The 26,999-nt window shown below is 71.9% G+C and carries 25 protein-coding genes; 12 read left to right on the top strand and 13 right to left on the bottom strand.

Features of this window, described 5'->3' with window-relative positions:
- Positions 1-74: 74 nt before the first annotated feature.
- The 3 genes from NE234_RS27550 to metH form a co-directional block, all read right to left on the bottom strand.
- Positions 75-503: a hypothetical protein gene (locus NE234_RS27550; RefSeq protein ID WP_252783559.1), complete on the bottom strand. Its 429-nt coding sequence runs from the start codon at positions 501-503 to the stop codon at positions 75-77.
- A 299-nt stretch (positions 504-802) separates the two neighbouring features.
- Positions 803-1,444, bottom strand: coding sequence for an HAD family hydrolase (locus NE234_RS27555; protein ID WP_308206937.1), 642 nt, complete (start codon positions 1,442-1,444; stop codon positions 803-805).
- A 116-nt stretch (positions 1,445-1,560) separates the two neighbouring features.
- Positions 1,561-5,034 carry a methionine synthase gene (gene metH / locus NE234_RS27560; protein ID WP_252783560.1) on the bottom strand — a complete coding sequence of 1,158 codons (3,474 nt, stop codon included), beginning with the start codon at positions 5,032-5,034 and terminating at the stop codon, positions 1,561-1,563.
- A gap of 202 nt (positions 5,035-5,236) precedes the next feature.
- Between metH and NE234_RS27565 the strand changes: the two genes are divergently transcribed.
- Positions 5,237-5,695, top strand: a complete 459-nt coding sequence (locus NE234_RS27565; protein ID WP_252783561.1) for a universal stress protein — start codon at positions 5,237-5,239, stop codon at positions 5,693-5,695.
- Between the two features lie 101 nt (positions 5,696-5,796).
- Positions 5,797-6,645 carry a PAC2 family protein gene (locus tag NE234_RS27570; protein WP_252783562.1) on the top strand — a complete coding sequence of 283 codons (849 nt, stop codon included), beginning with the start codon at positions 5,797-5,799 and terminating at the stop codon, positions 6,643-6,645.
- Positions 6,646-6,807: 162 nt separating this feature from the next.
- On the opposite strand, the gene mshC is transcribed toward NE234_RS27570, so the two are convergent.
- Positions 6,808-8,070 carry a cysteine--1-D-myo-inosityl 2-amino-2-deoxy-alpha-D-glucopyranoside ligase gene (gene mshC, locus NE234_RS27575; protein ID WP_252783624.1) on the bottom strand — a complete coding sequence of 421 codons (1,263 nt, stop codon included), beginning with the start codon at positions 8,068-8,070 and terminating at the stop codon, positions 6,808-6,810.
- Positions 8,071-8,334: 264 nt separating this feature from the next.
- Here mshC and NE234_RS27580 point away from each other — a divergent pair, with 264 nt between their 5' ends.
- Positions 8,335-9,237, top strand: a complete 903-nt coding sequence (locus tag NE234_RS27580) for an alpha/beta hydrolase (RefSeq protein WP_252783563.1) — start codon at positions 8,335-8,337, stop codon at positions 9,235-9,237.
- Positions 9,238-9,331: 94 nt separating this feature from the next.
- Here NE234_RS27580 and NE234_RS27585 read toward each other — a convergent pair whose 3' ends face one another.
- From NE234_RS27585 to NE234_RS27595, 3 genes are read right to left on the bottom strand one after another with little or no spacing between them, the layout of a single operon-like run.
- The gene (locus NE234_RS27585; RefSeq protein WP_252783564.1) at positions 9,332-10,096 is read right to left on the bottom strand and encodes an SCO1664 family protein; all 765 of its coding nucleotides are present in this window, start codon (positions 10,094-10,096) and stop codon (positions 9,332-9,334) included.
- Positions 10,097-10,123: 27 nt separating this feature from the next.
- Positions 10,124-10,675 carry a DUF3090 domain-containing protein gene (locus NE234_RS27590; protein ID WP_252783565.1) on the bottom strand — a complete coding sequence of 184 codons (552 nt, stop codon included), beginning with the start codon at positions 10,673-10,675 and terminating at the stop codon, positions 10,124-10,126.
- Between the two features lie 10 nt (positions 10,676-10,685).
- Positions 10,686-11,348, bottom strand: coding sequence for a histidine phosphatase family protein (locus tag NE234_RS27595; protein ID WP_252783566.1), 663 nt, complete (start codon positions 11,346-11,348; stop codon positions 10,686-10,688).
- A gap of 104 nt (positions 11,349-11,452) precedes the next feature.
- On the opposite strand from NE234_RS27595, the gene corA reads away from it, so the two are divergent.
- Complete coding sequence (gene corA, locus NE234_RS27600) at positions 11,453-12,424, top strand: magnesium/cobalt transporter CorA (protein WP_252783567.1); 972 nt, start codon at positions 11,453-11,455, stop codon at positions 12,422-12,424.
- 32 nt (positions 12,425-12,456) lie between these two features.
- On the opposite strand, the gene NE234_RS27605 is transcribed toward corA, so the two are convergent.
- On the bottom strand, positions 12,457-13,275 hold the full coding sequence (locus NE234_RS27605; RefSeq protein ID WP_252783568.1) for an undecaprenyl-diphosphate phosphatase: 819 nt from the start codon (positions 13,273-13,275) through the stop codon (positions 12,457-12,459).
- Positions 13,276-13,461: 186 nt separating this feature from the next.
- Between NE234_RS27605 and NE234_RS27610 the strand changes: the two genes are divergently transcribed.
- From NE234_RS27610 to NE234_RS27630, 5 genes are all read left to right on the top strand, one after another.
- Positions 13,462-14,400, top strand: a complete 939-nt coding sequence (locus NE234_RS27610; protein ID WP_252783569.1) for an aldo/keto reductase — start codon at positions 13,462-13,464, stop codon at positions 14,398-14,400.
- Positions 14,401-14,469: 69 nt separating this feature from the next.
- Positions 14,470-16,074, top strand: coding sequence for an ATP-dependent DNA helicase (locus tag NE234_RS27615; RefSeq protein ID WP_252783570.1), 1,605 nt, complete (start codon positions 14,470-14,472; stop codon positions 16,072-16,074).
- 84 nt (positions 16,075-16,158) lie between these two features.
- Entirely contained in the window at positions 16,159-16,803 is a 645-nt protein-coding gene (locus tag NE234_RS27620) for a hypothetical protein (RefSeq protein ID WP_252783571.1), read from the top strand.
- 6 nt (positions 16,804-16,809) lie between these two features.
- Positions 16,810-17,925: a serine hydrolase domain-containing protein gene (locus NE234_RS27625; RefSeq protein WP_252783572.1), complete on the top strand. Its 1,116-nt coding sequence runs from the start codon at positions 16,810-16,812 to the stop codon at positions 17,923-17,925.
- Positions 17,926-17,980: 55 nt separating this feature from the next.
- Positions 17,981-19,240: an MFS transporter gene (locus tag NE234_RS27630; RefSeq protein WP_252783573.1), complete on the top strand. Its 1,260-nt coding sequence runs from the start codon at positions 17,981-17,983 to the stop codon at positions 19,238-19,240.
- Between the two features lie 96 nt (positions 19,241-19,336).
- Here the strand turns inward: NE234_RS27630 and fabI are convergent, their stop codons facing one another.
- Positions 19,337-20,101: an enoyl-ACP reductase FabI gene (gene fabI, locus NE234_RS27635; RefSeq protein ID WP_252783574.1), complete on the bottom strand. Its 765-nt coding sequence runs from the start codon at positions 20,099-20,101 to the stop codon at positions 19,337-19,339.
- A gap of 88 nt (positions 20,102-20,189) precedes the next feature.
- Positions 20,190-20,894, bottom strand: coding sequence for a beta-ketoacyl-ACP reductase (locus NE234_RS27640; protein ID WP_252783575.1), 705 nt, complete (start codon positions 20,892-20,894; stop codon positions 20,190-20,192).
- Positions 20,895-21,009: 115 nt separating this feature from the next.
- Here NE234_RS27640 and NE234_RS27645 point away from each other — a divergent pair, with 115 nt between their 5' ends.
- A complete protein-coding gene (locus NE234_RS27645) occupies positions 21,010-22,509 on the top strand; it encodes a TldD/PmbA family protein (RefSeq protein WP_252783576.1) in 1,500 nt (499 codons plus the stop codon).
- The gene (locus NE234_RS27650; RefSeq protein WP_252783577.1) at positions 22,506-23,897 is read left to right on the top strand and encodes a metallopeptidase TldD-related protein; all 1,392 of its coding nucleotides are present in this window, start codon (positions 22,506-22,508) and stop codon (positions 23,895-23,897) included. Before NE234_RS27645 ends, NE234_RS27650 begins: the two co-directional genes overlap by 4 nt.
- Before the next feature lie 154 nt (positions 23,898-24,051).
- On the opposite strand, the gene NE234_RS27655 is transcribed toward NE234_RS27650, so the two are convergent.
- Positions 24,052-24,264, bottom strand: coding sequence for a dodecin (locus NE234_RS27655; RefSeq protein ID WP_252783578.1), 213 nt, complete (start codon positions 24,262-24,264; stop codon positions 24,052-24,054).
- A 185-nt stretch (positions 24,265-24,449) separates the two neighbouring features.
- Here NE234_RS27655 and NE234_RS27660 point away from each other — a divergent pair, with 185 nt between their 5' ends.
- Complete coding sequence (locus tag NE234_RS27660; RefSeq protein WP_252783579.1) at positions 24,450-24,752, top strand: DUF3099 domain-containing protein; 303 nt, start codon at positions 24,450-24,452, stop codon at positions 24,750-24,752.
- Between the two features lie 280 nt (positions 24,753-25,032).
- On the opposite strand, the gene NE234_RS27665 is transcribed toward NE234_RS27660, so the two are convergent.
- Together NE234_RS27665 and NE234_RS27670 are read right to left on the bottom strand one after the other, a co-directional pair.
- Positions 25,033-25,869 (bottom strand): ABC transporter permease, encoded by an 837-nt coding sequence (locus NE234_RS27665; protein WP_252783580.1) that lies wholly within the window; start codon positions 25,867-25,869, stop codon positions 25,033-25,035.
- The gene (locus NE234_RS27670) at positions 25,866-26,798 is read right to left on the bottom strand and encodes an ABC transporter ATP-binding protein (protein WP_252783581.1); all 933 of its coding nucleotides are present in this window, start codon (positions 26,796-26,798) and stop codon (positions 25,866-25,868) included. The genes NE234_RS27665 and NE234_RS27670 overlap by 4 nt, the downstream gene beginning before the upstream one ends.
- Positions 26,799-26,999: the final 201 nt, after the last annotated feature.

Raw genomic sequence — 26,999 nt, forward strand, 5'->3', positions numbered from 1 at the left:
AGGCCAGACGTGATCTCACGAAAGCGCGATGCGGCGAATGCGGAGCGTTACCGAATCTCTATCTTCGCAGGTCATCAGCTGATACCACGGTTCTTCAGTATCTGCTCGATCTCGGCCAGATCCGGGTCGGCGGCCGGCCCGCCGGCCGACCGGCGGTGTTCGATCTCGCCTTTGGCCGCCGTGCCCTTCGGCGCACTCTTCGGCTCGGCCTTCCGGCGGGGCCCGCCCTCCACGGCCGAGCCCTTGCGCAGCATCATGCCGGAGGCGACGTAGAGAAGGGCGCCGAGACCGAACAGGGCGACGCCGGCCCACTTGACCGGGCTGAACGCCAGGTCCGCCAGGAACTTGGTGAGGCCGGTCAGATAGGCGGCCATCGGCACCATGGACCAGGCGGCGCCCCGCATGCCCGACGCGGCGCCGCGCCTGCGGAAGGCCGCCCAGCTGCCCAGCAGGCCGAGCACGGTCGCCGCCAGGCTGATCGTGAAGAGAAGGACATCGCTCATCGCACACCTCACCCGCGGCCCGGCCGCCCACCGGCCCGTCCGAGGCGGACGGCGCCACCGGACCGGCCGGGGTCCGGCCATCTCATGACGTCTCCATCCTGACACGTCATGACGTGTTCGGCGCTCCTCCTCCGGGACCGTTCCGGGTACTCCCCCGGCATGACCTCAGGGTGGTCCCGGACCCCGGCCGGGTGGAGACGGTCCAGGGCTCGACTCAAGGCGCCCAGGCGGTCCAGGGGCCGGGCCGGACACGGAAGCGGCCCAAGGGCCGCGCCAGGGCACAGAGGCGGCCCCCGGGGTCAGATCAGGGCGCGCAGGCGGTCCAGGTCGACCTCGCGCAGGGAGGTGACGACCGTACGGCGCGGAGCCTCGTCGATCGGCACGACGCTGGGCACGGCGACGACGTGACAGCCCGCGGCGGCCCCGCTGGTCGCGCCGTTGAGCGAGTCCTCCAGGGCGACGCAGCGGCGCGGGTCGACGTCGAGCAGGCGGGTCGCCGCGAGGTACGGCTCCGGATGCGGCTTCGTCCGGCGCACCTCGTCCCCGGCCACGGTCACGGTGAAGCTGTCGCGGCCGATCCCGTCGAGGGCGTACTCCATCAGCACCCGGTGGGTGGAGGAGACCAGGGCGGACGGCAGTCCCGCGCCGCGGACCTCGTCGAGCAGGTCCCGCGCGCCCGGCATCATCGGGACGTCGGCCTGGAGCCGCTCGGCCATCGCGCCCATCAGCCTGCGGCCGACCTCCTCGGGCGCGGCGGGCACGCCGGTCAGGTCGAGCATGTAGGCGACCGTGCGGTCGAGCGAGCCGCCGACCAGGAACTCCTGATGCTCCGGTCCCCACGAACCGCCGAGCCAGGCCATCACCTCGGCCTCGGCCTCCAGCCAGAGCCGCTCGGAGTCGAGCAGCAACCCGTCCATGTCGAACAGGACCGCTTGCAGCACCCGTGCCTTCCCTTCGTCCCCCTCGCCGAAATGGGGCAACGAAGCCTATGTCACGCGTGCGACGGCCGCCAAAGGGGCGTCCGTCGCAGGCCGGGGCGTCCGCGTGACGGCGGCGGTCAGGTGTTGAAGTACTTCGCCTCCGGGTGGTGCACCACGATCGCGTCGGTGGACTGCTCGGGAACGAGCTGGAACTCCTCCGACAGCGTCACGCCGATCCGCTCCGGCCGCAGCAACTCGACGATCTTGGCGCGGTCCTCCAGGTCCGGGCACGCGCCGTAGCCGAGGGAGAACCGCGCGCCCCGGTAGCCGAGCTTGAAGAACGCGTCGATGTCCTCGGGGTCCTCACCGCCGAACCCGAGCTCCGCGCGGACGCGGGTGTGCCAGTACTCGGCGAGCGCCTCCGCGAGCTGCACCGACAGGCCGTGCAGCTCGAGGTAGTCGCGGTAGGAGTTCTTCTCGAACAGCTCCTGCGTGGCCTCGCTGATCTTCGAGCCGACCGTCACGAGCTGGAAGCCGATCACGTCGGTCTCGCCGGACCCCCGTGGCCGGAAGAAGTCGGCCAGGCACAGGTGCCGGTCGCGCCGCTGCCGGGGGAAGGTGAACCGGGCGCGCTCGGAGCCGTCCTCATGGAGCACGACGACGTCGTCGCCCTCGCTGACGCAGGGGAAGTAGCCGTACACGACCCCGGCCTCGACGAGGCCCTCGGTCTGGATGCGGTCCAGCCACATGCGCAGCCGCGGCCGGCCCTCCGTCTCGACGAGCTCCTCGTACGAGGGGCCGTCCCCGCCGCGGGAGGCCCGCAGGCCCCACTGCCCCATGAAGGTGGCCCGCTCGTCGAGGAACGCGGCGTAGTCGGCCATCGGGACGCCCTTGACCACCCGGTCCCCCCAGAACGGCGGGTCCGGGATCTTGTTGTCGGTCGCCACGTCGGAGCGCTTCGGCATGTCCTCGGGCTCGGTCACCTGAAGCCGCGTGCCCCCGGTGACCCGGCGGCGGCGCAGCGGCGGCAGCGCGGCGCCGGCCTCGCCGCGCTTGACGGCCATGAAGGCGTCCATCAGGCGCAGTCCCTCGAAGGCGTCGCGGGCGTACCGGACCTCTCCGTCGAACAGCTCGGCGAGGTCCTGCTCGACGTACGCGCGGGTCAGGGCGGCGCCGCCGAGCAGCACGGGCCAGCGGCCCGCCAGCCCGCGGGAGTTGAGCTCCTCGAGGTTCTCCCTCATGATCACGGTCGACTTGACCAGGAGCCCGGACATGCCGATCACGTCGGCCCGCTGTTCCCTGGCCGCATCGAGGATCGCCGACATCGGCTGCTTGATCCCGAGGTTGACCACCTCGTAGCCGTTGTTGGACAGGATGATGTCGACGAGGTTCTTGCCGATGTCGTGGACGTCGCCCTTGACCGTGGCCAGCACGATGCGGCCCTTGCCGCCCTCGTCGGTCTTCTCCATGTGCGGCTCGAGGTAGGCGACCGCGGTCTTCATCACCTCGGCGGACTGCAGCACGAACGGCAGCTGCATCTCGCCGGAGCCGAACAGCTCGCCGACCGTCTTCATGCCGTCGAGCAGCACCTCGTTGACGATCTCCAGGGCGGGGCGCTGCGTCAGCGCCTCGTCCAGGTCGGCGTTCAGGCCGTCGGACTCGCCGTCGATGATGCGGCGCTTCAGGCGCTCCCACAGCGGCAGGGCGGCCAGCTCGGCGGCGCGGTCGGCGCGCATCGCGGCGGCGTCGACGCCCTCGAACAGCTCCAGGAACCGCTGAAGCGGGTCGTAGCCGTCCCGGCGGCGGTCGTACACGAGGTCGAGCGCGACCTGGCGCTGCTCGTCGGGGATCCGCGCCATCGGCAGGATTTTGGAGGCGTGCACGATGGCCGAGTCCAGGCCCGCGTTGACGCACTCGTTGAGGAAGACGGAGTTGAGCACGATCCGGGCGGCCGGGTTGAGCCCGAACGAGACGTTCGACAGGCCCAGCGTGGTCTGGACGCGCGGGTGACGCCGTTTGATCTCGCGGATCGCGTCGATCGTCTCGACGGCGTCGCGCCGGGACTCCTCCTGGCCGGTGCCGATCGTGAAGGTGAGGCAGTCGATGATGATGTCCTCGACGCGCATCCCCCATTTCCCGGTGAGGTCCTCGATCAGCCGGGTGGCGACCCGCGCCTTCCACTCGGCCGTACGGGCCTGGCCCTCCTCATCGATGGTGAGCGCGATGACCGCCGCGCCGTGCTCCTTGACGACCGGCATGAGCCGCGCGGTACGGGACTGCGGGCCTTCGCCGTCCTCGTAGTTCACCGAGTTGATCACGGCGCGGCCGCCGAGCATCTCCAGCCCCGCCTGGATGACCGGCGGCTCCGTGGAGTCCAGCACGATCGGCAGGGTCGAGGCGGTGGCGAACCGGAAGGCCAGCTCCTTCATGTCGGCGACGCCGTCGCGGCCGACGTAGTCGACGCACAGGTCGAGCATGTGGGCGCCGTCGCGGGCCTGGTCCCGGGCGATCTTGACGCAGTCGTCCCAGCGGCCGTCGAGCATCGCCTCGCGGAACGCCTTGGAGCCGTTCGCGTTGGTGCGCTCGCCGATGGCAAGGTAGGACGTGTCCTGCCGGAACGGCACGTGCTGGTAGAGCGAGGCGGCGCCCGCCTCCGGCCGCGGCCGGCGCCCGGCGAGCTCTCTGCCGCGTACGCGCTCCACGACCCGGCGCAGGTGCTCCGGCGTCGTGCCGCAGCAGCCGCCGACCAGCGACAGGCCGAACTCACGGGTGAACGTGTCGTGCGCGTCGGCGAGTTCGTCCGGCGTGAGCGGGTAGCGGGCGCCGTCGGAGGTCAGCTCCGGCAGCCCGGCGTTGGGCATGCAGGACAGCGCGGTCGTCGCGTGGCGGGCGAGGTAGCGCAGGTGCTCGCTCATCTCGGCCGGGCCTGTCGCGCAGTTGAGGCCGATGACGTCGAGCCCGAGCGGCTCCAGCGCCGTCAGGGCGGCGCCGATCTCCGAGCCGAGCAGCATCGCGCCGTTCTGCTCGATCGTGACCTGCCCGATGAGCACCGTGTCGGCGCCGGCCTTGGCGATCGCCCGTTTCGCGCCGATGATGGCGGCCTTCGCCTGCAGCAGGTCCTGGCAGGTCTCGATGATGAGCCCGTGCGCGCCGCCCGCGATCAGGCCGGCGGCGTTGCGCTCGTACGCGTCGCGCAGCTCGGCGAACGGCACGTGGCCGAGCGTCGGCAGTTTGGTGCCCGGCCCCATCGAGCCCAGCACCCAGCGCGGCCGGTCGGGCGCCGACAGCTCCGCGGCGACCTCGCAGGCGATCCGCGCCCCGGCCTCCGACAGCTCCTCGATGCGCTCGGTGATGCCGTACTCGCCGAGGTTGCCGAGGTTCGCGCCGAAGGTGTTGGTCTCGACGCAGTCGACGCCGGCGGCGAAGTACTCCGCGTGCACCCGGCGCACGATGTCGGGCCGGGTGACGTTGAGGACCTCGTTGCAGCCCTCGTGCCCCTCGAAGTCCTCGAGGGTCGGGCCGGCCGCCTGGAGCATCGTCCCCATGCCTCCGTCGGCCACGACGACACGGTCACGGAGTGCCTGGCGAAGGGTCTCTGACGTCGCGTCCATGGGCCCCAAGCCTATCGGCGGCCGCCGGAATCCCGCTCGCGCGCGGCACGCGGCGGACGGGCGCACGGGAACGTGATCGACATCTCGGCGCGCATGCGTTCCGTAACCGTTACGGTCGATGCGCGTTGTCCTGAACGGCACCGTATGCCTGATCGTCCGTCGCCGGGCACCCGTCCGGTCCGGTCTCCCTCAAGGAGGACCCGTGGGTTCGTACAGCACCGTCCTCGTCGGCACCGACGGCTCCCCGTCCTCGTTCCGGGCGGTCGAGGCCGCGGCGCGCATCGCGGCCGACGCCGGCGGCACGCTCGTCCTCGCCTGCGCCTACCACCCGATGCCCGAGCGCGAGCGCCAGCACGCCGCCGACCGCCTCGGCGACCTCGCCTACAAGATCGAGGGTTCGACCCCCGCCGACGACGCGCTGCGCGCCGCGCGGGAGCGGGCCGTCGCCGCCGGGGCCCGCGACATCGACGCGGTCGCCGTCGAGGGCGACGCCGTCGACTCCCTCGTCGAACTCGCCGAGCGCCGCCGCGCCGACCTCGTCGTGGTCGGCAACCGCGGGCTGAACAGCCTCGCGGGCCGGCTGCTCGGCTCGGTGCCGGCGAACCTGTCGCACCGCTCCCCCTGCGACGTGCTGATCGTCCGTACGACCGACGGCCGGTGACGGCGGGCTCGGCCGCAAGATGATCTCCGGGGAACGCCGGGGGGCGTACAGGACATAGGCTGGACGTTGTCGTTTATCGGACGTCGGTTGGGAGGCAGCGCGTGGTCGAACTCGACGACGTGCCCGAGCTCGTCGACCCGGTGGTGATCGCCGCCTTCGAAGGGTGGAACGACGCCGGTGAAGCGGCGAGCGGTGTCGTACGGCACCTGGAGGACATCTGGGACGCGACCCCGCTGGCCGCACTCGACCCGGACGACTACTACGACTTCCAGGTCACGCGTCCGACCGTCGAGATGGTCGATGGGCAGACCCGGCGCATCAGCTGGCCGACGACCCGCCTGTCGGTGGCCAAGATGCCCGGCTCCGACCGTGACGTCGTGCTGATCCATGGCATCGAGCCGAACATGCGCTGGCGGGCGTTCTGCCGTGACCTGGTCGGCATCATGCTCGAGCTGAACGCCCGGACCGTCGTGCTGCTCGGAGCGCTGCTGGCCGACGCCCCGCACACCCGGCCCGTGCCGGTCACCGCGGCCTCCTCCGACGCCGCCCTGACCACGCGGCTGCAGCTGGAGCCGGCGCGCTACGAGGGGCCCACCGGCGTCCTGGGCGTGCTGCAGGACGCCTGCGCGAAGGCGGACCTGGAGACGGTGTCCCTGTGGGCCGCGGTGCCGCACTACGTTGCCCAGCCGCCGTCGCCGAAGGCCACCCTGGCGCTGCTGCGCTGGGTGGAGGACGTCCTCGACATCTCGGTCTCCCTCGGTGAGCTGCCCGAGCAGGCGCGCGCCTGGGAGCACGGCGTCAACGAGCTGGCCGAGCAGGACACCGAGGTCGCGGAGTACGTCCGCGCGCTGGAGGAGCAGAAGGACGCCACGGAGCTCCCGGAGGCGAGCGGGGACGCGATCGCCCGGGAGTTCGAGCGCTACCTGCGCCGCCGCGGCGACGCCGAGTGACGCGCCGGCGAACGGACGCCCGCCGACGCGCAGGCGACGCGGCGTCCGGTGCCGTGACTCCGGTGACGCGCAGATGGCGCGACGCCGGTGACGTACTGACGAGAGAACGCCCACCGACGCCCTGACGAGGGGAGGCGACGCGCCTCCCCTCGTCCGTCACTTCTACAGTTCGACGCCGAGCAGCGCGTCGACGGCGGCGCGGACCAGAGCGGGCGCGGCGCCGTCGGCCTCGCGGTCCTCGTCGGTGACGCCGAGGGCGTGGTCGGCCCACTGGTCGACGGCCGAGAGCGCGGCCGGGGCGTCGAGGTCATCGGCCAGGTGCCGCCGGATGCGGCCGACGAGCTCGGCCGCCGGGGGCGCCGCCGGGAGCAGGACCGCCTCACGCCAGCGGGCCAGGCGCGCCTCGGCCCGGGTCAGGTCGTCGTCCGTCCACTCCCAGTCGGAGCGGTAGTGGTGGTTCAGCAGCGCCAGCCGGATCGCCATCGGGTCCGCGCCCGCCTTCCGCAGCCGGGAGACGAACACCAGGTTGCCGCGCGACTTGGACATCTTCTCGCCGTCCAGGCCGACCATGCCGGCGTGGACGTACGCCTTGGCGTGCGGCCGCTCGCCGGTGGCGATCTGGGCGTGTGAGGCGCCCATCTCGTGGTGGGGGAAGACCAGGTCCGAGCCGCCGCCCTCGATGTCGAAGGACATGCCGAGGCTGCGCACGGAGATCGCCGCGCACTCGACGTGCCAGCCGGGCCGGCCCCGGCCGAACGGCGAGTCCCATGACGGCTCGCCGGGGCGCTCGGCCTGCCACAGCAGCGCGTCGAGGGGGTCCTTCTTGCCCTTGCGCCCGGGGTCTCCGCCGCGCTCGGCGAACAGCGGGAGCATCTCATCGGCCGACAGGCGGCTCACCGCGCCGAACGACGGGTCGGCGGAGATGGGGAAGTACAGGTCGCCGTCCAGCTCGTAGGTCGCGCCCTTGGCCCGGAGCAGCTCGATGAACTCGATGATCAGCGGGATGGACTCGACGGCGCCGGCGTAGTCGCGGGGAGGGAGCACGCGCAGGGCGGTCATGTCGTCGCGGAACAGCGCGATCTCCCGCTCGGCCAGCGCCCGCCAGTCCTCGCCGGTCTGGACCGCGCGCTCGAGCAGCGGGTCGTCGACGTCGGTGGCATTCTGCACGTAGTGCACGTCGTGCCCGGCGTCGCGCCAGACCCGGGCGGCCAGGTCGAACGCCAGGTACGTGGCGGCGTGACCCAGGTGGGTCGCGTCGTAGGGCGTGATGCCGCAGACGTAGATCCGCGCGGTCGGGCCGGGATCGGTGGGGCGTACGGCGCCGGTGGACGAGTCGTAGACGCTCAGTCGGACGTCGTCAGGGGCGGGAAGGCCGTGTTCGGCCAGGCTGGGGACCTTGGGGGCGGGCCACGATCGCATACCCAGCAGCCTAACCGGCGTCCCGGGATCCGCGATCAGGCAGGTTCGGGTTCGCCGACGGTCAACCGAATACCGCTCGGGTTCCAAATGTCGGGCGGAGGGTAAAGCTTGCGCCATGTCGCGTGGAATAACTGCTGGTCCGTCAGCGATGTGGAAGTCTGGTCGCGCTTGTCCCCTCCCCTAGCCTGAGCACCCACCGTGGCGAAACATCGCAGGAAGAAGACTCGACGCCCGCCGCTGGCGGGCCTTTCCGTGTGGGCGGGAACCCTCGTGGCGGCGCTCGGCCTCGCGTACGTGATCGTCAACCTCGGCCTGCACCACGGCTCGGCCGCCACCCGCCGGCCGCAGGACATCGACACGCCGTCCCCCGCGCGACCGGGCCTCACCCGCATTCAGGTGACCGACCCGGTCGACCACAAGGCGTACGGGGTGTACGTGTGGCGTCCCGACGTGCCGGAGACGCGGAGGCTGCCGGTGCTGTACTTCCTGCATGGTGTGCCGAGCGACCCGAAGACGCTCATCGACGACGAGGGGCTCGCCAAGCAGGTCGCGGCGTACGTCGCCAAGGGCGGCACGCCGTTCGTCCTGGCGGTGCCGGACGGGAACGGCAGCCACCACGACGACACCGAGTGGGCGAACGCCGCCGACGGGTCCGACCGCGTCGAGGACCGGCTGCTCGACGAGGTGATCCCCGCCGTCGAGGGCCGGCACCGGCGTGACGCCGCGCACCGGGCGATCGGCGGCTTCTCCATGGGCGGCTACGGGTCGATGAACCTCGCCCTGCGCCACCCCGGCGTCTTCGGCGCGGTGACGTCCATCTCCGGCTACTTCCACGTCGACGACCCGTCCCACATGTTCGGCGACCAGGACGCCGTCATCGACGCCAACCGGCCGGACCACAACGTCGAGGCCGCGCGCCGCGTGCGCATCTTCCTGTCGGCCGCCGAGAGCGAGGAGAACGACGTCATCAAGGGCGAGCCGGAGCGGTTCAAGAAGCTGCTCGACGCGGCCGGCGTGCCGGCCGTCCTGGAGGAACGCCCCGGCGGCCACGACTGGGACTATGTGCGCAGCGTCCTCCCCGACGCGTTCGGCTTCCTCGCGCAGGGCTGGACGAAGGCCGGGGCCCCCGGGCCGGTCAACACGGCGCCCGCTCCCAGCGGCTCGCCCCAGTAGCGGCCTCCGCCCCGGTGAGCGCGCACGGCGCGGCTGCGGACGGGGGGCGTGAAGACGGCGCGGCGTGAAGACGTTGCTGACGCCGGGCCGGGCGTTACAGGGGGGGCCAGGGGATGGCGGGCCAGTCCTCCGGCGGGTACGGATGGATCCGGTGCTTGAGCATGAGCTCGATCCGGCCGTGCACCGCCTCGACCTCCTCGGTCGTCAGCAGCCCGGACAGCCGCCGGGCGAAGCCGTCCCGGGTGAAGGCGCGGCGCAGCCGCTGCAGCGCGTCGACGGCCTCGGAGGTGAGCGACTTGCCCCGCCACTGCCACAGCACCGTACGGAGCTTGTACTCCGATGAGAAGCAGACCCCGTGGTCGCAGCCGTACACGTGGCCGCTCCGGGTGGGCAGCAGATGACCGATCTTCCGGTCGGCGTTGTTGATCACGGCGTCGAAGACGGCCATGCGGCGCACGCCCGGATCGTCGCCACGGGACAGCTCCAGCAGGTCGACATCGGTGTCGTGATCGATCCACAGCTGCACCATGCCGGGTCCGAACGGCCCGTCGCGGTGCACCGTCGGCGGCACGACGTGCCAGCCCATCTCCTCGGAGACGACGTATGCGGCGACCTCACGCCCCGCCAGGGTGCCGTCCGGGAAGTCCCACAGCGGACGCTCTCCGGACACGGGCTTGTAGACGCAGTTGGCGCGCAGGTCGTCGTGGGTGATCGAGCAGTACAGCGTCGCGTTGCTGGCAGCGACGAGTCGCCCTTCGACGGTCATGTCGCCGTGCTGGAGGAGGCGGAGGGCGGCCTCGGTGTCGGCGGGGCTCAGCGCGCCGTCCCCGCCGAGGCCGTACCTGGAGGGCTGACTCATGACTTAAGTGTCCAGGGGATCGGGGTCTCAGCCAAGATGGCCGTTCTGTCGGGGACACACGTGACCCTGAGCGTCGAGCGGAAGGCCGCACAGCGGGCACGGCGGACGACCCGCCGCGACGATCTTCAAGGCCCGCTGCGCGAACGCCCGCGCCTGCGCCGCGGTGATCCGCACCCGGAGCACGGCGACCGCGGGGTTCTCGCTGCCGATGTCGGCCTCGTCCTCCTCGCTCTCGGTCATCTCCTGGGCCTCGATGACGATCCGCTCGTCCTCGGGGTCCCAGGCGAGGGCCATGGTGCCGACCCGGAACTCCTCTTCGACGGGCTGCTCGAGCGGCTCGTCGTCCTGCAGCTCGACGGGCGCGACGGCGGGGACCACCGCGGCGCCGCCGCCCTGGCGCAGCACCTCGTCCAGCAGCTCCTCGAGGCGCTCGGCCAGGAGCGTCACCTGGAACTTCTCCAGACCGACACTGGTGACGCGGCGGCCTGCCCGCGCCTGGAGGAAGAAGGCGCGTTCACCCGGCTGGCCGACGGTGCCCGCGACGAATCTGTCGGGCATGTCGTATGCGATGACCGGCATGAGGAAGACCCTACGCTCCGCCGCCGACCGGTGCGTCACTGTCCCGCCCCGACTTCGCAAGAAGATCGTCGACCCGGCCGCCGACGTCGTTGAGGCGGACGAGGAAGGGCCGCAGCTCGGTGTAGCGGATGACGGTGAGCGCGGCGGGGTCGGCCTGGATGCGCTGGAACTGGTCCAGGTGCAGCCCGACGGCGTCGGCCACGATCGCCTTGATGATGTCGCCGTGGCTGCAGACGAGGTAGGTCGCCTCGGGTCCGAGCCGGTCGTTCCACTCGCGGATCGCGGACACGGCACGGTGCTGCGCCTCCGCGAGGGACTCCCCGCCCGGGAACCGCGCGGCGCTCGGATGTGCCTGGACGACCTTCCAGAGGTCCTCCTTGGTCAGCTCCTCGAGCGGACGGCCGGTCCACTCGCCGTACTTGACCTCGCCGAGCCGTTCGTCGGTCTGGACGCCGAGACCGTCACGGCCGGCCAGGATCGCCCCGGCGGTCTCCTGACAGCGGTCCAGAGGGCTGGACACGATCGCGTCGAGCGGCACGGGCGCCAGTCGCGCGGCGAGTTCGGCGGCCTGCTTCCGGCCGCGGTCGTCCAGGTGCACGCCCGGGGTCCAGCCCGCGAGCACCGGTCCGGTCATCTCGGTCAGCCCATGGCGTACCAGCAGAAGTGTGGCCACCCGGTGAACTCTAGTGGCACTCGGGAGCGGCGCTTGCCTCCCGTCTCCCTGGGTAAGGACTGTTGGACGTTTTGTTAACCAGCGATACGGAACAATGTCCGGCCATGATCATGGATTGCGCCATCTACCGCAAAGGCGAGCGGGAGAGCGTCGACGGTGACCTCAGTGACGCTCTCGACGTCGCTCGCGAGAACGGCGACGCGTTCATGTGGATCGGCCTGCACGAGCCGACCCGCGAGGAGTTCGACCTGGTCGCCGGCGAGCTCGCGCTGCACCCGCTGGCGATCGAGGACGCCGTCAACGCCCATCAGCGCCCGAAGCTCGAACGCTACGGCGACACACTGTTCGTCGTCATCAAGACGCTGCGCTACATCGACGAGACCTCCGACATCGAGGTCGGCGAGATCATGCTGTTCGTCGGCGCGGACTTCGTCATCACCGTCCGGCACGGCCAGGGCAGCCCGCTGAAGGAGGTGCGCCGGCGGCTGGAGGGCGACCACGCCCTGATGGAGCACGGGCCGAGCGCCGTCCTCTACACGGTGCTCGACGAGGTCGTCGACCGGTACGAGACGATCGCGCACGAGGTCGAGACCGACATCATCGAGCTGGAGCGCGCGGTCTTCTCGCCGGGGCGCAGCATGGTCACCGAGGACATCTACGACCTCAAGCGCGAGGTGCTGGAGTTCCGCGGCGCCGAGGATCCGCTGATCCCGGTCCTGCAGGACATCGTCAAGGGCCGCGTCGAGGTCGCGCCCGGCACGAGGGAGTACTTCCGCGACGTCCTCGACCACCTGCTGCGTGTGGACGAGCGCGTCGACTCCCACAGCGAGCTGCTGACGAACGTGCTGAACGCCCACCTGGCCCAGGTCGGCATGCAGCAGAACGAGGACATGCGCAAGATCTCCGCCTGGGCGGCGATCCTGGCGGTGCCGACGATGGTGACCGGCGTGTACGGGATGAACTTCACCCACATGCCGGAGTTGAAGGAGTGGTGGGGCTACCCGGCGGCGCTCCTGCTGATCCTCGGCATCTGCGTGGCCCTGTACCGCTGGTTCCGCAAGAGCGGCTGGCTGTGACCCCGCGGTTCGGGTGACCGGGACGCGGCGGCTCAGGTGGCGGTGATGGCGCCGGCGGCCAGCAGGCCGATCAGGACACCGCCGAGCGCCACCCGGTAGTAGGTGAACAGCAGCGTCGAGTGCCGTACGAGGAACTTCAGCAGCCACGCGATCGAGGCGTACCCGACGACGAAGGACACCAGGGTCGCGACGGCGGTGCCGGCGACCGGCAGGCCGCCCTCGCTCACCTTGCGCAGCTCGAACAGGCCGGACAGGACCACCGCCGGGATGGACAGCAGGAAGGAGTAGCGCGCCGCGGCCTCACGGGTGTAGCCGAGGAAGAGGCCGCCGGTGATGGTGGAGCCCGACCGCGAGGACCCGGGGATCAGCGCCAGGCACTGGAAGCCGCCGATGATCAGGCCGTCCCGCATGTTCAGGTCGCCGACCTCGAGTTTTTGCCGGCCCGCCCACTCGGCGACCATCATGACCAGGCCCATGACGATGAGCGAGCCCGCGTTGATCCAGAGATTCCGCGCGGGTCCCTCGATCATCTTGTTGAACGCCAGCCCGACGACGGAGACCGGGATCGTGCCGAGCCCGACGTACCACCCCATCCGCGCGTCCAGGTGGCCGCGCAGCTCCTTGTTCGTGAGGCTGCGGAACCACGTGCCGATGATGCGGACGATGTCCCGCCAGAAGAACAGCAGGACCGCGAGCATCGTGCCGAGCTGGATGACCGCCGTGAACGCCGCGCCGGGGTCCTTCCAGCCCAGCAGCCGCGGCACGATCAGAAGGTGCGCGGAGCTGGAGATCGGGAGGAACTCGGTAAGGCCCTGGACGATGCCCAGCACGGTCGCTTGCACGAAGTTCACGGGTTCGGTGTCTCCTTGTGCACCCGCCGGCATGCGGGAAGTCGCTGAATGACGATGGAAGCCTAGTGGCGCGCGAGCCCCGGCCCGACCCTCGGGTCGGGCGTGTCCCCGCCGTCCGTGCGTGCGCGTCCCGGGCCGGCGGGCGGCGTATGCCGGGCCCCCGGACTGCCGATACGCTCCGCAGACATGGAACAGCGTCACCTCGGCCGGAGCGGCCTCGCCGTTTCCCGCCTCGGCCTCGGAACGATGACGTGGGGCGGGGACACCGAGGTCGAGGACGCCGCCGCCCAGCTCACCGCCTTCGTCGAGGCGGGCGGCACCCTGGTCGACACCGCGGACGTCTACTGCGGTGGAGAGAGCGAGCGGGTCCTGGGCTCCCTCGTCGGCCAGGTCGTCGCCCGTGACGACCTGGTCATCGCCACGAAGGCCGTGCTGACCGCCGACGGTACGCGCGACGCGTCCCGGCGGCACCTGCTGCGCGCCCTCGACGCCTCGCTGGAACGGCTGGGCACGGACCACGTGGACCTGTGGCAGCTGCACGCCTACGACGCTCGGACGCCTCTCGAGGAGACGCTGTCCGCCCTCGACGACGCGGTCGCCTCCGGCCGGGCGCGCTACGCCGGCGTGTCGCACTTCGCCGCGTGGGAGCTCGCCCGCGCCGCGACGTGGCAGCGGGCATGGCCGGGTCGTACCCCGATCGTCTCGACGCAGGTGGAGTACTCCCTGCTGCGCCGGGACATCGAGGACGACGTGCTGCCGGCCTGCGCCGAGCTGGGCGTCGGAGTCCTCCCGTGCTCCCCGCTCGGACGCGGGGTGCTGACCGGCAAGTACCGCACCGGCATCCCCGCCGACTCCCGCGCGGCGTCCCCGCACTACGCGGAGTTCGTGCAGCCCTATCTGAGCGAGCGCGGCGCCCAGATCGTCGAGTCGGTGTCGACCGCCGCCGAGGGACTCGGCGTCTCGCCGGTGGCCGTCGCGCTCAGCTGGGTGCGCGACCGGCCCGGCGTCACGGCCCCCGTCGTCGGGGCGCGTACGGCGGCCCAGCTCACCGCGATCCTCAAGGCGGAGGACGTCACGCTGCCCACCGAGATCCGGGACGCGCTCGACGACGTCTCCTCCGAATAGCATCCGTACGGCGCCGGCGGGGCGGAGGTGACCCCACCGCCGGCGGCGACGCCACTAGAGTGACGAACGATGACTGAGACCTTCTCCGGCCCTCTCTCCGACGTGGCCGAGCTGTTCGCGGCCAGTGACGTCCCCGCCCGGCTGGCGCCCGAGGCCCTGGTCCGCCTCGGCGAGGCCGCCGCCGAGATCTTGCGCGGCGACCCGTGGCGTCTGCTGGAGATCCCCGGCGTACGGCCCGAGCAGGCCGACTTCTTCGCCCGCAGGCTGCTCGGCGCGGAGGCCGGGCCGCACGATCCGCGGCGCGCGGCCGCGCTGGCGACGCACCTGCTGCGGCGCGCGGCGGGCGACGGCCACACGGTGACCTCCGCGAAGGCGATCCTGTCCGCGCTCGAGGCCCTGGACCCGGGAGACGCGGTCGAGACGCTGCGCGCGTCCATCGCCGCCGGGGACATCGCCGCGGTGATGGACGAGGCGTCCGAGGACGAGCTGCTCGGCCTGGCCCGCCTCACCGCCGCGGAGGAGACGGTGGCCGAGGGCCTGGCCCGGCTCACCGCCACCGCCGATCCCCTGCCCGCGCCCGAGGGCGTGCCGGCGGCCGTGTACGAGAGCGGCGTCAGCGTGCTGGCGGGCGCCCCGGAGGCCGTCGAGGAGGTCCTCGGCCGGCTTCGCGGCGCCCCCGGCGTGACCGTCACCGCGCCGACCGACCGGGCCGCACGGGCGCTGGGCGGCGCGAGCTCCCTGCACCTGCTGCTCGAGCCGGGGCCGGACGGCTACGCCCGCGGTGAGGACCGTCCCCTGGAGGCCGACCTCGTCGTGGTGGCCGAGGCGGGCACCCTCGACGTCGAGCGGGCGGCCGCGCTCCTCGACGCGTGCATGGACGGGACGCACCTGGTGCTGGCGGGCGACCCGGCGGCGCCGTCCCCGTCCGGCGTGGGGCGCGTCCTCGCCGACGTCATCGCGTCCGGCACGGTCCCGGTCGTCGAGTTGCCCGCGGAGCCTCGTACGGTCATCGGGCGGCTGACCGCGGCGGCCCGGGAGGGCGTGCTCGCCCCGGTGGAGTCCGCCGACCGGGAGGTCGTCATCGTGCCGGCCGCCGAGGCCCGTGAGGCGGCCCACCGCGCGGTGCAGCTCGTCACGGACTCGATTCCGCGCGCCCTCGGCATCCCCGTCGAGGAGATCCTCGTCGTGACGCCCGTACGCCGTGGGGAGGCGGGCGCGATCGCGCTCAACCGCGCGCTGAAGGAACGGCTCAACCCGGGCGCGGGCCCGTACGACGCCGGGGACCGGGTCGTCTGCGTCGCCGATCTGCCGACGGCCGCCGCCGGCGAGTTCGGCACCGTCACCGCCGTCCATCCGGACCGGGGCGCGCTGGTGGTCGCGTTCCCGTCCGGTGAGGCGACGGTGCCGGGATCCGCGGTGCGGCACGGCTGGGCGGTGACCGTCGGCCGGGCCCAGGGCACGCGCTGGCCGGCCGTCGTCGCCGTGCTGCCGGGAGAGGCGGCCGGTGCGCTGTCCCGGCCGCTCGTGGTCGGGGCCTTCAGCCGGGCGGGGCGGCACCTGTCGGTCGTGCACGCCGCCGGCCCGGAGCTGGCCCGTGCGGTCCGCGACCGCGCCGAGCCGCCGCGCCGCACGCGCCTCGCGGCGTTGCTGCGCGAGAACATGGCGGACCTGTAACCCCTGTCGTTTCAGGCGTTTCCGTGTAACGCTCGTGTCGTTGGACTGGTTGTCAGTAACAACGGGAGCGACGCAGGGAGTGACATGGGCTCAAGGCGAGACTGGCGGCGTGTCGGAGCGGCGTCGGCGACGGTGTCCGCCGGCGCGGTGGTCTTCTTCGCGGTCGGCGCCGGACCGGCATCGGCGGAGACGAGCTCGAAGGCTGGCGAGTGCAAGCTCGGCCCTCTGCTGTGCAGCATCCTGAACGGCGGGAAGGGCAGCGCCTCCGCTCCGCCGAAATCGAGCGGAGGCTCGTCGTCCAAGCCCAGCAGCAAGCCGTCGTCCAAGCCGAAGCCCCAGCCGAAGCCGAGGTCGAAGCCCGCCTCCGGGCGTTCCTCCCACTCCGGGTCCGGTTCGGGAGCGGGCTCGGCCGGTGGTTCCGGCGGGTCGGGCGCGGTGAACGCGCCGATCGCCCCGCCGGCGGGTTCGGCCGGCAACGTGCCCGAGGTCGCCGCGCCGCAGCAGGAGGGCCCCGCGCTGCCCGACATCGTGGGACGGGATCCTCTCGTGTACCCGCAGGAGGCGCCCGCCGTTCAGGACCATGCCACCTCCGCCCGGCTGATGGCCGCCAGCGCCCCGGAGAGCGACTCGGTCCCGCCACTGCTGGTGGCGACCGCCTCCGGCCTGGTCGGCGCCGTCACGGCGCTCAACCTCAGCGTCCTCGGCCGCCGGCTGCGCCGCCCGCGCTGAGGGCCGGTGCCGACCGCGCCCCGATCGGGGCCGACGACCGACTGGACGGAACTCCCGCCGCGCGAGCTGGGCGCCGACCCGTCGACGCTGTCCCGCGCGCTCGACCTCGTACACGCGCGCGGCGGCAGGGCGCAGCTGTGCGTGCTGCGTGAGGGGCGGGTGCTCCTCGACCGCTCCGTCGGGTGCGGTCCGGACGCGCTGTTCTGCCTGTTCTCCGCCGGCAAGCCGTTCGTGGCGCTGCTGGTCCATCTGCTCGCCCAGCGGGGCGACCTGTCGCTCGACGACCGGGTCGCCGAGCACTGGCCGGAGTTCGGGCGGTGGGGCAAGGAGGACGTCACCGTCCGGCAGGTGCTGCGCCACCGCTCCGGCGTTCCGGTGGCCCGGAGCGTCGCGGGCGACGCGCTGGTCATGCGGCACTGGGGACTGGCCGTACGCGAGGTCGAGCGGGCCCGTCCACGATGGCCGCCCGGTCAGGTCCCCGCGTATCACATCCTCACCTACGGCGTGATCCTCGGCGAGCTCGCCCGGCGGGTCGGCGGAGCGCCGGTGCACGCGCTTCTGCGGGAGGCGTTCCTTGACCCGCTCGGCCTGCGCGACGTCCATCTGGGACTCTCCCGCCGGCTGTGGCCCCGGCACGTGCCCGTGCGCGCGACCGATCCTGCCGGGCGCGTCACCGCAGGGCTGTTCAACCGGCGCTCGACGCGCGAGGCCGTCATCCCCTCCGCGAACGTCTCCGCGACCGCACGCGACCTTGCGCGCTTCTACCAGGCGCTCCTGGACGCCCGCGCGCCGGGCGGCGCCCGGATCCTCGAACCGTCCACCGTCGAGGAGGCGACGCGCCCTTCCAGCGACGGGGAGATCGACCGTTTCCTCGGCGTGCCGATCCGCTGGGCTCAGGGCTTCCAGCTCGGCGGCCCGGTCGCGGGCGGCGCGCGGAGCCGGCCGATGGGCGGGCGGAGCAGCCCGCGGGCGTTCGGCCACAACGGCAGCAACTGCTGCATCGCCTGGGCCGACCCGTCGCGGGACCTGGTCTTCGCCTACCTGACCGACCTGCTGCCGCCCCGGCGGGCCGCCGGCCACCTCGGCGAGGTCGCCGACGCCGTCCTCGCCGCCTGTCGCTGACCGCCGTCCGAACCAGCGGCGGACGGCGTGGAGGTCCGTTAGGGTGGCGCGGGAGATGACCGATTCGGCCAGCGCACGTGGGGGCGGCGTCCTGATCGGCGCTCTGGTCGTCGACTCGGTGGGCAACGGGCTCTTCCTGCCCCTGTCCCTCGTGTTCTTCACCCGGCTCACCGACGTTCCGCTCGGTCTCCTCGGGGTCCTGCTCAGCGTCGCCAACGCCATCACGCTCCCGGTCCCGGTCTGGGCCGGTGCGCTGGCCGACAGGCTGGGCGCCCTGCCCCTGGTCGTCGCGGCCCAGCTCATGCAGGCACTGGGCTACCTCGCCTACACCAGGGTCGACGAGCCCGTGGGCATCTTCCTCGCGGCGGCGCTGGTGGCGATCGGCGTGCGGTTCTTCTGGTCGAGCATCTTCACCGCGGTCGCGGACTACGCCGACGCCGCCGCCTCCGGCCGGACCCCCGACTCCTGGTTCGCGTGGGCGAACATGGCCCGCACCGCGGGGCTCGGCGTGGGCGGCCTGATCACGGGAGCCGTCATGGCCGACGGTCATGCGTCCGCCTATCGCGGAGTCGCCTACGGCGCGGCCGGCTGCTTCGCCGCGGCCGCCGCCGCGATCGCCGTCTTCGTCCGCGCCCCACGGCTCCACCGCGGCGCCGGACGGGCCGGAACCGGGTATGGAACGATCCTCCGAGATCGCCCGTTCCTCGCCCTGACCGGCGTCAACACCGTCCTGGCGATGACGAGCATGATGCTCGCCCTGGCCACCCCCACTTTCGTGATCACGGGCCTGAGAGGACCCTCGTGGCTCGCGTCCGCGCTGCTCGTGGGCAACTTCGTCCTGGTGTCGGTGCTGGCCGCGCCCGTGGTCGAACGGCTCGCCGGGCACCGGCGCACCCGGGTGCTGGTGACCGCGGCCGCCCTGTGGGCCCTCTGGTGTTTCCTCTTGTCCGGTCTCGTCCCCGGCCGGCCCGCGCTGATGATCCCCGTGCTGATCGGGGCGACGCTGCTGTTCACCCTGGCCGAGGTGATGCACGCGCCCGTCTCGATGGCGCTGGCGACCGCGATCTCCCCCGCCGAGCTGAGGGGCCGGTACATGGCCGCGTTCCAGTACTCGTTCACCGTCGCCGGGATCATCGCGCCCGCGTTCTTCACCCGGCTCTTCGGCGTTCACCGTGCCCTGCCGTGGGTCGCCCTCGGTGCGATCGACTGCCTCGCCGCCGTCGCCGTAAGGCTTCTGGAGCCCAGCCTGACGGCCGCGGCGCGACGTGTCACCGCAGCGCACGCCGCTCAGAGCGCGGAAAGCCCCCGGCGGTGAGCCGAGGGCGAGACGCGGTGCGGTCCGCGGTCCCGTCGCGGCCGGGTCGCCCGGGCGCTCCGCCGAGCCGGCGATGCGCCCGGGCCGCGCTCCAGGTCAGCCGCCGACGGCGTGGACGCCGCCGTCGACGTGGACGATCTCGCCCGTCGTCGCGGGGAACCAGTCGGACAGCAGCGCGACGCACGCCTTGGCGGTCGGCTCCGGGTCGGCGACGTCCCAGCCCAGCGGGGCCTTGTCCGGCCAGACGTTCGTGAACTCCTCGAAGCCCGGAATGCTCTTGGCCGCCATCGTCTTGAGCGGTCCGGCGGCGACGAGGTTGACGCGCACGCCGTCCGGGCCGAGGTACTTGGCGAGGTAGCGGGCGGTGGACTCCAGGCCGGCCTTCGCCACGCCCATCCAGTCGTACACCGGCCAGGCCTGGGTGGCGTCGAAGTCCAGGCCGACGACCGAGCCGCCGTTCTTCATCAGCGGCAGGCAGGCGGCCGTGAGGGACTTGAGGGAGTAGGCCGAGATCTGCACCGCCGTGGCGACGTCGTCCCACCCGGTGTTCATGAAGTTGCCGCCCATGGCGGTCTGCGGCGCGAACCCGATGGAGTGCACGACCCCGTCGAGCCCGTCAACGTGCTCGGCGACCTTCCCGGCGAGGCCGTCGAGCTGCTCGGCGTTGGTGACGTCGAGCTCGATGACCGGGGCGGCCTCCGGGAGCCGCTTGGCGATGCGCTCGACGAGCGACATGCGGCCGAACCCGGTGAGGACGAGCGTGGCGCCCTCCTGCTGGGCGAGCTTCGCCACGTGGAAGCCGATGGAGGCGTCGGTCAGAACGCCGGTGACGAGGATCCGCTTGCCGTCGAGAATGCCCATTCAGTGTCCCATTTCCAGATGTCGGCCGCCGTTCGCCGCGGCCCGGTGCTCGTTTCGGGTACGCCGGGTCAGTGCCGGGGTGGCCGGGTCAGTGGCCCATGCCGAGGCCGCCGTCGACGGGGATGACGGCGCCGGTGATGTAGGCGGCGTCCTCGCCCGCGAGGAAGCGGACGGCCTTGGCGATCTCGGCCGGCTGCGCGATGCGGCCCAGCGGGATCTGCTTCTTGATCTCGGCCTGGCGGTCCTCCCCCAGCACCGCGGTCATGTCCGTGTCGACGAAGCCCGGCGCCACGACGTTCACCGTGATGTTGCGGGAGCCGAGCTCGCGGGCGAGCGAGCGGGCGAAGCCGACGAGACCGGCCTTGGAGGCGGCGTAGTTGGCCTGGCCGCCGGAGCCGAGCAGCCCGACGACGGAGGACACCAGGATGATCCGGCCGTTCCGCTTGCGCATCATGCCGCGGACCGCGCGCTTGGCGAGGCGGTAGGCGCCGGTGAGGTTGGTGTCGAGGACGGAGGTGAACTCGTCCTCGCTCATCAGGGCCAGCAGGTTGTCCCGGGTGATGCCCGCGTTGGCGACCAGCACCTCGACGGGGCCCTGCTCCGCCTCGACCTTCCCGAAGGCGGCGTCGACCTCCTCGGTGCTGGTGATGTCACAGCGCACGCCGAACAGGCCCTCCGGGGGCTCTCCGGAGCGGTAGGTCACGGCGACGGCGTCCCCGGCGTTCTTCAGCTCGTGGGCGATGGCCAGCCCGATTCCCCGGTTTCCTCCGGTGACCAGGACGGAGCGACTCATTCGACAAACCTCCAGTTCGATCGTGGCGAGCCTATTGCCCTACCGATAGGTAACACGAGCACGGCACCGCCAAGGAGGACCGGCCGGTCTTTGTAGGACGCGATAGGTTGCTCGGGTGAGAGAGATCGATCCGGATTTCACCGCGTTGCCGCTGCGGGCCTTGGCCGACGCGGCGCTGTCCAGGGCCCGTGACCTCGGCGCGGAGCATGTCGACTTCCGCCTGGAGCGCATCCGTCACCAGACGCTGCGCCTGTCCGATGGCAACCTCGAGACCGCCGTCGACGCCGACAGCACCGGTCTCGCCGTCCGCGTGATCCTGAACGGCACGTGGGGGTTCGCCTCCGGCATCGACCTGACCACGGACGCCGCGGCACGCGTCGCCGAGCAGGCGGTCGAGGTGGCCAGGGTCGCCGCGGCCATCAACCGCGAGCGCATCGAGCTGGCCGCCGAGCCCGCGCACGGCGAGCGGGTCTGGATCTCCTCGTACGAGGTGGACCCGTTCGACGTGGCCGTGCGGGACAAGGTCGCGCTGCTGGGCGACTGGAGCGCCCGGCTGCTGGGCGACGACCGCGTCGCGCACGCGGACGCCTCGCTGCTGCAGGTCAAGGAGAACAAGTTCTACGCCGACACCGCGGGGACCGTCACGACGCAGCAGCGGGTGCGGCTGCACCCGGTGCTGACCGCCGTCGGCATCCGCGACGGGGCCTTCGACACGATGCGCACGCTCGCCCCGCCGGCCGGCCGCGGCTATGAGTACCTCACCGGCGGCGCGTGGGACTGGGACGACGAGTTGGCCCGCATCCCCGAGCTGCTGGCCGAGAAGCTCGCGGCGCCGTCGGTCGAGGCCGGGACGTACGACCTCGTCGTCGACCCGTCGAACCTCTGGCTGACCATCCACGAGTCGATCGGGCACGCCACCGAGCTCGACCGCGCGCTGGGGTACGAGGCGGCGTACGCCGGCACGTCCTTCGCGACGCCCGACAAGCTCGGCAGCCTCCAGTACGGCTCCAAGGTCATGAACATCACCGGCGACCGCACCGCCGAGCACGGCCTGGCCACGATCGGCTATGACGACGAGGGCGTCGAGACGCAGGCCTGGGACATCGTCCGCGACGGCCTGTTCGTCGGCTACCAGCTGGACCGGCGGATCGCGCGGCTGACCGGGGCGGAGCGGTCCAACGGCTGTGCGTTCGCCGACTCCCCGTCGAGCATGCCGCTGCAGCGCATGGCGAACGTCTCGCTGCGGCCGGCGCCGGACGGCCCGTCCACCGAGGAGCTCATCGCCGGCGTCGACCGCGGTCTCTACGTCGTCGGCGACAAGAGCTGGTCGATCGACATGCAGCGTTACAACTTCCAGTTCACCGGCCAGCGGTTCTACAAGATCGAGAACGGCCGGCTCGCGGGCCAGGTGCGCGACGCCGCCTACCAGGCGACGACCACGGACTTCTGGAACTCGATGGAGGCCATCGGCGGGCCGCAGACCTACGTCCTCGGCGGCGCCTTCAACTGCGGCAAGGGCCAGCCCGGCCAGGTCGCGCCGGTCAGCCACGGGACGCCCTCCGCGCTGTTCCGCGGCGTCAACATCCTCAACGCGGTCAAGGAGGCGGGCAAGTGACCACCCCGCAGGAGACGGTCGAGCGGGCGCTGGCGCTGTCGCGCACGGACGGCTGCGTCGTCATCGCCGAGGAGTCCAGCGGCACGAACCTGCGCTGGGCGGGGAACACGCTGACGACCAACGGCGTCAGCCGCTCCCGGCGGCTCACCGTCATCGCGATCAAGAACAAGGCCGAGGGCGTCTCGACCGGCGTCACGTCCCGTACGGGCGTGACCGAGGACCAGATCGAGGACCTGGTGCGCGCGGCCGAACGGGCGGCGGCCGACAACGCCCCGGCCGAGGACGCCGCGTCGCTGATCGAGGCGGCCGAGGCCGGTCCGGGCGGCCGCTGGGAGGACCCGCCGGCCGAGACGTCCATCGGCGTCTTCGAGGGCTTCGCGCCGTCGCTCGGTGCGGCGTTCGCCGAGGCGGAGGGCAACGCCCGCCGGCTGTACGGCTTCGCCGAGCACGCGATGAACACCACCTTCCTCGGCACCTCGGCCGGGCTGCGGCTCCGGTCCGACGAGCCGACCGGGAAGGTCGAGCTCAACGCCAAGTCCGACGACCTGTCCAGGTCCGCCTGGAGCGGCGTCGGCACCCGTGACTTCCGCGACGTCGACGTCACGGCGCTCGCCGGCGACCTCGCCCGGCGGCTGGAGTGGGGCAGGCGGCGGATCGACCTGCCCGCCGGCCGCTACGAGACGCTCCTGCCGCCCAGCTCGGTCGCCGACCTGATGGTCTACCTCTACTGGTCGGCGGGCGCCCGCGACGCGCACGACGGCCGTACGGTCTTCAGCAGGCCGGGCGGCGGCACGAAGGTCGGCGAGAGGCTCACCGAGACGCCCGTCCGGCTGTACAGCGACCCCGCGGCGCCCGGTCTGGAGTGCACGCCGTTCGCGGTCGCGCACGCGTCCAGCCGCGACTCGTCGGCGTTCGACAACGGGGTGGCGCTCCACCCGGTCGACTGGATCTCCGAGGGCCGGCTGTCCGCGCTGATGCAGAGCCGGTACTCCGCCCGGCTGACCGGCCTGCCGTTCACTCCCGCCGTCGACAACCTGCTGATGGAGGTTCCCGGCAGCGGCGCGACGCTCGACGAGATGATCGCCGGCACCCGTCGCGGGCTGCTGCTGACCTGCCTGTGGTACATCCGGGAGGTCGACCCGCAGTCGTTGCTGCTCACCGGCCTGACCCGCGACGGCGTGTACCTCGTCGAGGACGGCGAGGTCGTCGGCGAGGTCAACAACTTCCGGTTCAACGAGAGCCCGGTCGGCGTGCTGGAGCGCATCGCCGAGGCCGGCGCGACGCGACGCACGCTCCCGCGTGAGTGGTCCGACTACTTCACGCGTACGGCGATGCCGCCGCTGCGGATCGCCGACTTCAACATGTCGACGGTCAGCAAGGCCAGCTGAACCTCCTCCTCGCGAGTCATGTCCGTAAAGTCGGCCGACCATGTCCGCAACATTGTCGGCCGACTACGTTCCGGGGTCCACCACACGCCGCCCCCCCGACTCGGTTCCGGTGTCCCGCTCAGGCGTCGTGTCCCACTCGGGCGCGGTTTCCCGCTCAGGCGTCCTCGAGGCGGAAGCCCACCTTGAGGCCCACCTGGTAGTGCGCGACCTCGCCGTCGACGATCTGGCCGCGCACCTGGGTGACCTCGAACCAGTCCAGGTGCCGCAGCGTCTGCCCGGCCCGCCTGATCGCGTTGCGGATCGCGGCGTCGACGCTCTCCGGTGAGGTGCCGACGATCTCCGTTACCCGGTACGTCCGGTCCGTCATGACAGTTCCTCCCGCGCCGCGATGAACATGCTTTGATCGTCCTTCCCGCCCGGCGTACCCGGCGAACGCCGTACGGGACGACGTGGATCACCCGGGCGCTTGCCCGGTTCGTCACGAGGACTACGGTGGGAAGGGTGAGGGTGAGACCGCCGATCCGGCGACGTGAGCGGCCCGTGGTGTACACGGTGACGGACGCCCGCCGGCCACTGTCCGAGGACATCGGTTACCGCGAGCGCCGCTACCTGATCACGATGGGCGTGCGGGCGCTGTGCTTCTTTCTGAGCATCATCTTCGCCGTGGCGCTCCCGGGCGCGTGGCGGCTGACGGCGATCGTCGCGCTGCTCGGCGCGGTGGTGCTGCCCTATGTCGCCGTGATCTTCGCCAACGGCGGCCGCGAGCCGGACTCGGCCTCCCGATTCACCCCGTACGAGCCAAAGACCGGTGACCGAAAAGAGATTTCCGGCCCGCGCGATGAAATCGGCTCGTGACAATCTCTTGACTAACAGAGGGGGGGTTCGGTGTACGATTTGTACCGGCGCTCTGGTCCCCCGTCGGAGCGCCCGTGCCGGTGTTCCGGGCCCCCGTCGGAACACCGATGATTGCGACGCCGGGAGGATTGCCCCCGTATCCTCCCGGCGTCGCCACTTTTCCAGCCTTATTCGGTTGTCGTGATTCCGTGCCCGGACGCACCGCCGGGCCGTACCGACACCCCACCGGACCTCATGGTCACGGCGCCGGGCCGCGCGGTCGCGGCCCGGCGGCCGCCCGTCAGGCGTCGCGCCGCTTCAGCACGATCGCCGCGATCACCAGCAGCACCGCGGTCCAGACGCAGAAGACCCCGAAGCCCTGCCACGGCGTCAGGAGGTCGTCCTTGGCCTGGTGCGCCTGGGCGATGAGATGACCCGCCTCGGACGGCAGGTACGCGTGCACGTGCTTGCCGAAGCTGCCCGGGAGCAGCTGGACCAGCGGCTCCAGGACGAGGACGAACCCGATCACGGCCGTGATGCCCGCCGCCGTGTGGCGGATGATCCCGCCGAGCGCCATCGCGAACAGGCCCAGCACGGCGAGGTACAGACCGCCGCCGATGACGGCGCGCAGGACTCCCGGGTCGCCGAGGGACACGGCGACCTTGGAATGGAGCATCGGCGCGCCGATGAAGAAGGAGGCGAACGACACCACCGTTCCGAGGACGAGGATCAGCAGCCCGAACACGGTCGCCTTGGCGACGAGCATGGGCACCCTCCGGGGCACCGCCAGGAGGCTGGCCCGGATCATCCCGGTGGAGTACTCCGACGCCATCACCATGACGCCGAGGACGCACACGGTCAGCTGACTGAGGAAGAAGCCGCTGCCGAGGATCGCGTTCGTCGGGTCGGCGACGGCGTTCGCGTGGTCCGCGGGCGACGTCTTGTCCCACTGCCCGACCATGATGCCCACGAAGAGGGCGGTGAAGCCCAGGTCGATCACGACCAGCAGGATCAGCGACCACACCGTCGAGCGCACTGATCTGATCTTGGTCCACTCGCTGAGCAGCAGGTGGTGGAAGCCCGGCCGGTGGTCGGCGGGAGCGGCCGGCCCCGCCGTCGTGCTCGTGACGGTGGTCATCGCGGGTCTCCTTCGGCGTGCGGGGTCGATGCCGTGCCGTACTCGACGCTGTCGCGGGTCAGCTCCATGAAGGCCTCCTCCAGCGAGCCGCGCCGGGGGGTCAGCTCGTGCAGGACGAAGCCGCCGGCGGCGGCGAGCTCGCCGATGCGCGGAGCCTCCAGGTTGGAGACGAGCAGCACTCCGTCGCCGTCCAGGGTGGTCTTGCCGCCCTCTTCGCCGAGGACGGTGGCGAGTCGCTCGACGTCCGGGCTGCGGACGACCACCTGCTGCTCGGCGCTGCGCTCGATGAACTCCTCCGTCGAGCAGTCCGCGATGAGACGACCCCGTCCGATGACGATGAGGTGCTCCGCGGTGACCGCCATCTCGTTCATCAGATGGCTCGACACGAAGACGGTCCGCCCCTCACCCGCGAGGTACTTCATCAGGTTGCGGATCCACAGGATGCCCTCGGGGTCGAGACCGTTGACCGGCTCGTCGAGGATCAGCACGGACGGGTCGCCGAGCAGGGCCGCCGCGATGCCGAGCCGCTGGCCCATGCCCAGGGAGAAGCCTCCGGCACGCTTGCGGGCGACCTCCCGCAGGCCGACCAGGTCGATGACCTCCTGAACCCGGTCGGCGCCGATGCCCTGGGTCTGGGCCAGGCACAGCAGGTGGTTGTAGGCGCTGCGCCCCGTGTGGACGGCCCGCGCCTCGAGCAGCGCCCCGACCACCGAGAGCGGCCGCGGCAGGTCCCGGTAGTGCCGGCCGCCGATGGTCGCGTCACCGCCGTCGGGCCGGTCGAGCCCGAGGAGCAGTCGCATCGTCGTCGACTTCCCGGCGCCGTTCGGCCCGAGGAATCCGGTCACCTTCCCGGGCTCGACGGTGAAGGAGAGATCCTGCACGGCGAGCTTGTCGCCGTAGCGTTTGGTGAGGTTCTTAGCCTCGATCATCAGCAGGTCCTGAGTTTCGGGGACAGGGGACGTGAGCTCAATCACATTAGATGCTGCCTTATGTCAGCGGATCCACCCTTGGTATCTATCCGATCGCCGTCCGGCCATTTCCGGTCTCCGGCCGTCCGGGTGTGTCACATGAGGTGGAACGATCACGCCCAACCACCGTCCGCGCAGGGCCGACCTGGACCGGGCGGGCGC

The organism is Actinoallomurus rhizosphaericola, from assembly GCF_024055675.1.
In the GTDB taxonomy this organism is placed as follows: Bacteria; Actinomycetota; Actinomycetes; order Streptosporangiales; family Streptosporangiaceae; genus Actinoallomurus; species Actinoallomurus soli.

What these genes read in the sequence shown, in the direction of transcription:
- NE234_RS27615 (WP_252783570.1), top strand. Translation starts at nt 14,470, where the DNA reads ATGACTGAGACCTTCTCCGGCCCTCTCTCCGACGTGGCCGAGCTGTTC.
- NE234_RS27620 (WP_252783571.1), top strand. Translation starts at nt 16,159, where the DNA reads ATGGGCTCAAGGCGAGACTGGCGGCGTGTCGGAGCGGCGTCGGCGACG.
- NE234_RS27585 (WP_252783564.1), bottom strand. Translation starts at nt 10,096, where the DNA reads ATGAGTCAGCCCTCCAGGTACGGCCTCGGCGGGGACGGCGCGCTGAGC.
- corA (WP_252783567.1), top strand. Translation starts at nt 11,453, where the DNA reads ATGATCATGGATTGCGCCATCTACCGCAAAGGCGAGCGGGAGAGCGTC.
- NE234_RS27665 (WP_252783580.1), bottom strand. Translation starts at nt 25,869, where the DNA reads ATGACCACCGTCACGAGCACGACGGCGGGGCCGGCCGCTCCCGCCGAC.
- NE234_RS27610 (WP_252783569.1), top strand. Translation starts at nt 13,462, where the DNA reads ATGGAACAGCGTCACCTCGGCCGGAGCGGCCTCGCCGTTTCCCGCCTC.
- NE234_RS27640 (WP_252783575.1), bottom strand. Translation starts at nt 20,894, where the DNA reads ATGAGTCGCTCCGTCCTGGTCACCGGAGGAAACCGGGGAATCGGGCTG.
- NE234_RS27630 (WP_252783573.1), top strand. Translation starts at nt 17,981, where the DNA reads ATGACCGATTCGGCCAGCGCACGTGGGGGCGGCGTCCTGATCGGCGCT.
- metH (WP_252783560.1), bottom strand. Translation starts at nt 5,034, where the DNA reads ATGGACGCGACGTCAGAGACCCTTCGCCAGGCACTCCGTGACCGTGTC.
- NE234_RS27550 (WP_252783559.1), bottom strand. Translation starts at nt 503, where the DNA reads ATGAGCGATGTCCTTCTCTTCACGATCAGCCTGGCGGCGACCGTGCTC.
- fabI (WP_252783574.1), bottom strand. Translation starts at nt 20,101, where the DNA reads ATGGGCATTCTCGACGGCAAGCGGATCCTCGTCACCGGCGTTCTGACC.
- NE234_RS27655 (WP_252783578.1), bottom strand. Translation starts at nt 24,264, where the DNA reads ATGACGGACCGGACGTACCGGGTAACGGAGATCGTCGGCACCTCACCG.
- NE234_RS27590 (WP_252783565.1), bottom strand. Translation starts at nt 10,675, where the DNA reads ATGCCGGTCATCGCATACGACATGCCCGACAGATTCGTCGCGGGCACC.
- NE234_RS27670 (WP_252783581.1), bottom strand. Translation starts at nt 26,798, where the DNA reads ATGATCGAGGCTAAGAACCTCACCAAACGCTACGGCGACAAGCTCGCC.